This is a genomic window from Mucilaginibacter sp. (assembly GCF_039921305.1).
Classification (GTDB): Bacteria; Bacteroidota; Bacteroidia; order Sphingobacteriales; family Sphingobacteriaceae; genus Mucilaginibacter.
On the sequence record NZ_JBDSCA010000048.1, the window covers coordinates 19,134 to 27,350 of the forward strand.

6 protein-coding genes are annotated in these 8,217 nt (G+C 43.2%); 5 read left to right on the forward strand and 1 reads right to left on the reverse strand.

Translation table 11 applies throughout. From position 1 onward, the window contains the following. The first annotated feature begins 48 nt into the window (after positions 1-48). The 5 genes from ABIN91_RS14930 (at position 49) to ABIN91_RS14950 (ending at position 7,930) form a co-directional block, all read left to right on the forward strand. Positions 49-1,683 carry an amidohydrolase gene (locus ABIN91_RS14930; RefSeq protein WP_348052023.1) on the forward strand — a complete coding sequence of 545 codons (1,635 nt, stop codon included), beginning with the start codon at positions 49-51 and terminating at the stop codon, positions 1,681-1,683. Further along, a complete protein-coding gene (locus ABIN91_RS14935) occupies positions 1,670-3,481 on the forward strand; it encodes a serine hydrolase (RefSeq protein ID WP_348052024.1) in 1,812 nt (603 codons plus the stop codon). Before ABIN91_RS14930 ends, ABIN91_RS14935 begins: the two co-directional genes overlap by 14 nt. Before the next feature lie 164 nt (positions 3,482-3,645). Next, positions 3,646-4,860, forward strand: coding sequence for an alpha/beta hydrolase-fold protein (locus ABIN91_RS14940; protein ID WP_348052025.1), 1,215 nt, complete (start codon positions 3,646-3,648; stop codon positions 4,858-4,860). Between the two features lie 621 nt (positions 4,861-5,481). After that, a complete protein-coding gene (locus ABIN91_RS14945) occupies positions 5,482-6,564 on the forward strand; it encodes a pectinesterase family protein (protein ID WP_348052026.1) in 1,083 nt (360 codons plus the stop codon). Between the two features lie 31 nt (positions 6,565-6,595). Further along, complete coding sequence (locus ABIN91_RS14950) at positions 6,596-7,930, forward strand: glycosyl hydrolase family 28 protein (RefSeq protein WP_348052027.1); 1,335 nt, start codon at positions 6,596-6,598, stop codon at positions 7,928-7,930. A gap of 50 nt (positions 7,931-7,980) precedes the next feature. On the opposite strand, the gene ABIN91_RS14955 is transcribed toward ABIN91_RS14950, so the two are convergent. After that, on the reverse strand, positions 7,981-8,217 hold a 237-nt coding region (locus tag ABIN91_RS14955; RefSeq protein ID WP_348052028.1), incomplete at its 5' end, for a hypothetical protein.

An 8,217-nucleotide genomic window follows, 5' to 3' on the forward strand; every position in this document is an offset into this window, starting at 1 on the left:
ATACATTTGCCCCTATCATAAAATGACATCCGATTTATATTGAAAAATATGACTAAAAGACTGCTGCCGTTCCTTTTAATATTTATAATAGCCTGTAAATCAAAAAAACAAAGCGCCGACCTACTGGTCAAAAATGCACATGTGTACACTGTAAATAATAATTTTGATACCGTAAACGCTTTTGTAGTGAGTGGCGGCAAAATTATAGCGGTTGGTAAAACCGATAGTCTGGAAAACATATACGAAGCCAAACAAATTGTAGACGCGGCAGGTAAAGCCGTTTACCCGGGATTTATTGACGCACACGCCCATTTTTTTAGCTATGGATTAAGTTTGCAAACGGTTAACCTGGTTGGTACATCGAGCTGGAACGCGATCATTGATTCGGTAGTGGTTTTCTCAAAGAACAACCCTGATGGCTGGTTAATAGGCCGTGGTTGGGACCAGAACCATTGGCCGGTTAAGCAATTCCCGGATAAGAGCAAGCTGGATTCGCTGTTCCCGGACAGGCCGGTGATGCTGACACGGATTGACGGGCACGCGGCTATAGCCAATCAGGCGGCATTGAATATAGCCGGTATAAAACCGGGGCAAACCCTGGTTGGCGGTACTATTGAAACTGTTAAAGGTAAACTAACCGGGATGTTGGTTGATAACGCTACTGGCCTGGTATCGCATAAAATGCCTGTGCCAAGCGAAGAGCAATTGCAGAACGCCTTTACCAATGCCCAGGCCAATTGCTTCGCGGTTGGGTTAACTACCGTTGATGATTGCGGATTGGATTACCAGTTGGTGCCCCTGATTAAACAGTTACAGAACGAAAACAAGTTGAAGATGCGCTTGTATGTGATGTTATCCGACAAACCCGAAAACTATACTTTTTTGTTTAAACGCGGCATTATCAAAACACCACGCTTAAATGTGCGGGCGTTTAAGGTTTATGCGGATGGGGCTTTAGGATCTCGTGGAGCTTGCCTTTTGCAGGATTACAACGACCAGCCCAAATGGAAAGGCTTTTTGTTGAGCGACCCCAAACACTTTGCCGAAGTGGCACAAAAGATAGCAGATAAGGGCTTCCAGATGTGTACGCATGCTATTGGCGACTCGGCTAACCGGATGATGCTGCATGTTTATGCCAATGTGCTAAAGGGCAAGAACGATAAACGATGGAGGATAGAGCACGCGCAAACCATAGCGCCGGAAGATTTTAAGCTATTTGGCGATAATAACATCATTCCATCTGTACAGCCTACGCATGCTACATCGGATATGAATTGGGCGGTTAAACGTTTGGGAGCAAGCAGACTGAAATCGGCGTATGCCAACAAAAAGCTTTTGGAGCAAAATGGCTGGTTACCTTTGGGGACGGATTTCCCGGTAGAGAATATTAACCCGATGTACACCTTTTATGCAGCCGTTGCCCGGCAGGACCTGAAAGGTTTACCGAGGAATGGTTTCCAGATGGAGAACGCGCTGAACCGCAAACAGGCTTTAATGGGTATGACCATTTGGGCGGCAAGGGCCAATTTTGAAGAAAAAGAAAAAGGCAGCATAGAAGTTGGAAAATTTGCCGATTTTGTGATCCTTGATCAAGATATTATGACGGCTAAAAATGCCGATTTACCTAAAGTTAAGGTATTGAAAACATACGTTAACGGAGAAAAAGTATATGAAAAGAATTAAGCTATATAACACTTTAGCCGCCCTGCTGATTGGCGGTACCTTATTACAAACCGCCTGCGCGCAAAACCCCCACGCTATCAATGCTACCATCTTAATGGAGCAATCGCAGATAGCCAAGTCAACCGTGGTGCTTAACAATGAGCAGCAAGTAATACCGTTGCAAAATTTGGATATGGCCAAAGTAGCCAGCGTACATTTTAGCTATGCTTATGCTACCGCTTTTGATAGCATATTAAACAAGTATGTTAAGGTGCAGGCATTTAATGGCAACCCGTATTCCAATTTGAATGTGTTATCTGATGATCTGAAACTGTATAATACCATCATCGTATCGCTTACGGATGCCGAAACGGGGAACCCACAGTTTATAGATTTTATTAACAGCAACCAGAAGTTAAAGAACGTGATTGTGGTGGTGTTTGGTAAGGGCAAGGCGCTTGGTCCGCTGGATGGGGTGAACGCGCCTGTTGTTTGGTCGGAAAAACAGACTGCCTTATCTGCAAGCTATAGCGCGCAGGTTGTTTTTGGAGGCATCGCGGCAACGCAAAAACTGGGCTCCAATTTTTCAGCTAAATACCGCGCGGGTACGGGCTTTACTACGGTTAAAACACGCTTGCAATATACCGTGCCGGAAGATGCGGGGGTGAACTCAAACAACCTGACAGCTATTGACGATATCGCTGCCGAAGCTATCCGCGAACGGGCCACACCGGGTTGCGTGGTGATTGTGGCTAAGGATGGTAAGGTGATATTCAACAAGGCTTATGGTTACCATACTTATGAAAACGCGATGCCCGATAAGATAACCGATATATTCGACCTGGCATCTATGACCAAGGTTTCGGCCACTACAATGGAGGCCATGAGGCTGACCGGCGAGGGTAAGATGAATCTGGATTCGACCTTAGGTTACTATATCGCGAAAGCAAAGAACACCAATAAGAGCAATATTACAGTGAGATCGTTGCTGTTGCACGAGGCAGGTTTGATACCCGATATCGCTACTTTTACTAAGGTAAAACCGGCAGATCATGCGGCTGATTCGTCGGCCGCCTTCCCGACAAGGGTGAACGATGGCTATTACTTGAGGAAGAATTATTGGAACGATGTGATGTACCCGGATATGTTTAATTCGCCATTAAGAACACCGGGAAAATATGTATACAGCGATTTGAGCATGTTGTTTATGAAAGAGGTTGAAGAGAACATTACCCAAACCCCGCTCAACGTTTATGTACAAAAGCAATTTTATACACCACTGGGGATGCAAACGGCTGGCTTTTTACCGCTATACCGTTTCGGCAGGGACCAGATCATCCCGACGGAAGATGACCGCACCGATAGACATGCCCTGTTACATGGCGATGTACACGACCCTACCGCCGCCCTGTTAGGTGGCGTTGCCGGCCATGCCGGGTTATTTGCCAGCGCTAATGATGTGGCTATTTTGTACCAGATGGTTTTGAATGGCGGTACTTACGGCGGCACTCAATATTTGAAGCCCGAAATTATTAAACAGTTCACGGTTAAATACTCGGCTAACAGCAGACGTGGTTTAGGTTTTGACCGCTGGGACCCAGACCTGAGTTTGGAATACCCTTCAAAACTGGCTTCGCCAGAAACTTTTGGCCATACCGGCTATACCGGTACTTGTATTTGGGTTGACCCGAAGAGCAATTTGGTGTATATTTTCCTGTCAAACCGGGTACACCCCAAGGTAAGTAATAAACTATCGACATTGAAAGTTAGGGGCAGGATACAGGATGCAATTTATGGGGCGATTGCGAAGGGATTGTAAGGGAGATTTGAGTATTTCGGGAGCGTGGATGCTCCAGGCTGTTGGTGTTCAGGCGGAGGACGCCTGAACGGGCGGGGGTATTATATTAAAAAACATACCCTTAATATAAAAAAAAACCGGGTAGAGGTCGCAATACGGCAATTTATTTTACAAACCATACCGCTATGTATACAGTTATTAAGCATTCCATCATATTTTGTGCCTTTTTATTAGTATCCTTACTAATTCCGGCGATTGCAAAGGCCCAGATCGAGCCGGAAATTAAGCTGGTATCGGCAAGTACCGTAACAGTTACATCAAAAATACTTAATGAAAAGCGGAAGATATATATTTATACCCCGCCTGCCGACTCTGCTAATATCAATAAACACTACCCTGTACTGTATGTACTTGATGCCGATAACCATTTTGGGATGATGGCTGAATTTTGCAGATATTTGAGCCACTGGAATGTAGATGAGATACCCGAAATGATTGTAGTAGGTATCGTTAATACAGATCGTAGAAGAGACCTTACGCCATCTCATAGTATTTATGATTATAGCGGAAAGCCAGATACCAGTTCAACATCATTGCTTAAATCAAGCGGAGGTAACGAACAGTTTTTTCAATTCATTAAACAAGAACTAATACCGTTTATAAACTTAACCTGCAAAACCCAACCTTTTAAAATATTTGCCGGGCATTCATTTGGAGGCATTACCGTTGTTAACTGCCTTTTAACACATCCGGATATGTTTAACGCTTATATGGCTGTAAGTCCTTCTTTTTGGTGGGATAGGAGATATCTGTTAAAGCTTGCAGATAAAAAGCTTGAACAAGGATCGACTTTAAATAAGAAGCTTTTTTATAGTGATGGTAATGAGGGTGTAGCATTTCATACCGACTTGCTTAAGTTTGATTCTCTGCTCAGTAAAAAGAAAATTTTGGGCCTGGATCATAAATATAGCCACTACCCTGATGATACGCATATGACCGAACCGCCAAAGGCTTATTATGATGGACTTCGTTTTATATTCAAAGAATGGCCGATGTTACTTCAAGACAATAGCCAGATTAAAGCCTCTACTTTTACAAAGCACTATCAACAATTATCGCAACTGTATGGGTATACCATTTTGCCAAATGAGATTACCATTAATACCTTCGCGTCATATTTAATCCTTGATGCCACAACACAGGATAATGCTATTGGTCTTTTTGAAATGAACACGGTGAATTACCCCCGGTCATCCAATGCCTTTACCAGCCTTGGCGATGCCTGGGTAACAAAAGGAGTTAAAGAAAAAGCTATTGCTTGTTACAAAAAAGCCCTCGAATTAAAACCATCGGCTACCAATATCACGGATAAAATCAAGGCTTTAAAAAATAAAAAATGATGCTATTGTTGGTCGGTATTTATAATCTCAGACCAGGCAATGGTGAATTTGTAATTTAGGAATAGCTTTCTAACGAGATAGACTTTCCAGCACTATTATTTATTTTATTCTGTTTTTATACCATATATAAAATTTATTTTTCGAAGGAATACAATGTATTACGCGCTCTGCGTATATAAATAATATGCTTAATTATAAATTTAAGGCCTAACCAATTTTTGGACCTAATAGATCAATATTTGAACCCATTTTTCTGGATGAGGTGTAACTTTGTCTTTGTAAGGCAACCGATTGCATTCCTAAAACTTTCCTGGTTCCCTTCCCGAAAAACCAATTTATAAACTATCATTTTACTGGGATCTTTTGATTGCCTGTGAGATGATTAGCGAACATCTATTATGGAAAAAGTTTTGCTTCAGGTTATCCTGTTGTTGCTTTTTATGGAAAAGCAATTTAATCTGGTGGTGAGTCGCACTCCGACATCATCATTAGATGAATGCATTGTGGGGCCTTACAACAGGGGCCCTTGAACCCCATCTCCCGGCAAGGGAACAACTGTTGCCAGCCGTTAACACACTACTCTATTACATCTCACCAATATTTTCCTAAAATTTAAAAAACATGAAAACAAAAATTATAATCTTTTCACTTTTAACACTTTGCACGCTTTATGGCTGTAAAAAATCAGAAGTAAACACTCAGAGCGAGGATAATGCAAAATTTGTAATTAATGGAGACCCTGTAGCCAATTTGGTGGTTGCGTATAACATTATAGTTGCTAAAGATGGGAGTGGCAATTATACCACTGTACAGGCAGCCCTAAACGCGGTTCCGGATAACAGCGCCTCGCGCACCGTAATTTACATTAAGAACGGGGTATATCAGGAGGTTGTAACGTTAGCATCTACCAAGAAGAACGTAACCCTGATAGGCGAAAGCATGAGTGGTGTTAAATTAACATATAATAACTACTCCAGTAAGATAAACCCGGCTACAGGCCTGGGTTATGGCACGGCAGGCTCTTCCAGTGTTTTTATTAAAGCGGAGGGGTTTTACGCCGTTAATGTCACCTTCGAAAACTCTTCGGGTCCGGTGGGGCAGGCACTCGCAATTAGTGTTACAGCGGATAAGGCTGTTTTTAATAATTGCAGCTTTCTTGGTCGCCAGGATACTTACTATGGTGACAGGTGCAGGCAATATTTGAAGGGTTGTTACCTGGAAGGTACTACAGACTTTATTTTCGGCGGTTCAACCGCTGTTTTTGAAAGCTGTAAATTATACTCTTACGGCGGATCGGCAATTACGGCAGCATCTACGGAAAGTTATGTGACTTATGGACTTGTATTTCTGAAATGTAACATCACAGGAGCTTCTGGTGCCCATACCGATTTAGGACGACCATGGGGAGCATACGCGGCGGTAGCTTACCTGAATACGGCCATGTCATCAGTAGTTAACGCGGCCGGATGGAACGACTGGGGTAATACGGCCAATCAGGCTACAGCCCGGTTCTCTGAATACCGCAACAACGGATCCGGATCAACCATTACTTCGCGCCCAGCCTGGATCACAAGGCTTACCGATGCCCAGGCGCTGAATTACACGGTAACAAATATCCTAAAAACAACCTATAGCAACCCTGTAACCACAGATAACTGGAACCCTAACACGGTTATAAGCGCAACGGGAGCACCAATCAATTAAAAATCAATCACAAACAAAAACCAATGAAATTATGAGAAAATCAATTTTAACCCTGGCTACGGTTTGCCTTTTAACGGCAAGTTGCAGTAAAAAAGATCAGTCGTCAATAAACACAACAGTTGCACCAATGCCCGATACTTCCATCAGTAGCTCATTTTCGGTGTCAACGCCAAGCATTCCGGCCGGAACTTTTACCATCACAAGTTATGGCGCATCTACAAGTTCATCAGATAATACAGCGGCAGTTGTAAGCGCAATAAATGCCGCATTTTCAGCCGGCGGAGGTACAGTTGTGGTGCCTTCGGGAACATTTTTGTGCGGGCCCATCGCGTTAAAAAACAATGTAGGTTTACAGCTATCAAGCGGCGCTGTTTTAAAAGCGTTGGCTTATGGAACTTATCCGGGTTCGGGCGCAACATCAGGCATTGCTGATTTTATTAAACTTGATGGATTAACCAACGTTAAAGTTAGCGGTTCGGGCACCTTAGAAGGCCAAGGTTCTGCCTGGTGGAGCGCGTACTTAACCTCAAAAGCAGCCGGCGCAGCGATTGACCGGCCTTGTATGATCAATTTTGCAAGTGCCAATACGGTTGAAATTTCGGGAATCAAAATTCAGAATGCACCTAATGTTCACATTACTGTAGGAAAAAACAGCAACAGTTCTACAATTTCGGGCGTAACCATCAGCTCGCCTTCAACAGCTCCGAATACGGATGGGATCGATACATGGTCGCCCAATGTGAATATCACCAATTGCAATATTAGCTGCGGCGATGATAATATCGCGATGAATAACGAAAGTAAATATGTGACCATATCTGGTTGTACTTTCGGTACCGGACATGGCTGCTCAATTGGTAGTTATACCGCAAACATAGATCATATTATAGTGGATAATTGTACATTTAACGGTACGGATAATGGCGCTCATCTCAAATCTAACCGCACCAGGAGCGGAACCGTTCAATACCTTACCTTTTCTAATCTCACGATGACGAATGTATCTACTCCAATTACTTTTATCGAGTATTACCCTGATAACACCATTCCATCAACTCCAGGATCAGATCCCGCTCAAGCGGTAACCACCACCACACCGGTTTGGAAACACATCACCTTGAAAAACATTACAGCAACGGGTGCCAGTAAGGCCGGTAATTTAATAGCTGTTCCGGAAAAACCGATGACGGATATTGTTTTTGATAATGTTAAAATTACCGCAAGTACAGGCTTTAGGGCAGACTATGCTACCGCGGTATCTTTTATTAATGGCTCTAAAATAACGGTATCAAGCGGGAACGCGTTTACCAGCACTTATGCATCTACTATTACAGGTATTAATTTAACTACCGGAGCTCCTTTATAGTTCCTTTTTTGCTCATAAGATGTGAATAGCATCTTATGAGCTTTTTTAGTTTACTGCTCTTGCCCGCTCAATTGCCAATCGACTGTTCCTTTGGTCTCCCTAAGGGGGGATAAAGTAAGAATTTTTCCCGCTATAGCGGATGAACTCTCCACGACATCGGCATCATCAACCTGCATAACTGCATCCTCTATAGCAGCCTCCGCAACAAGCTCCCCATCACCATTCACCACAAAACCCTCTTCCTCCTGATTCTTGGTTCTTGATTCCTGAGCCTCCTCAACAAAAGC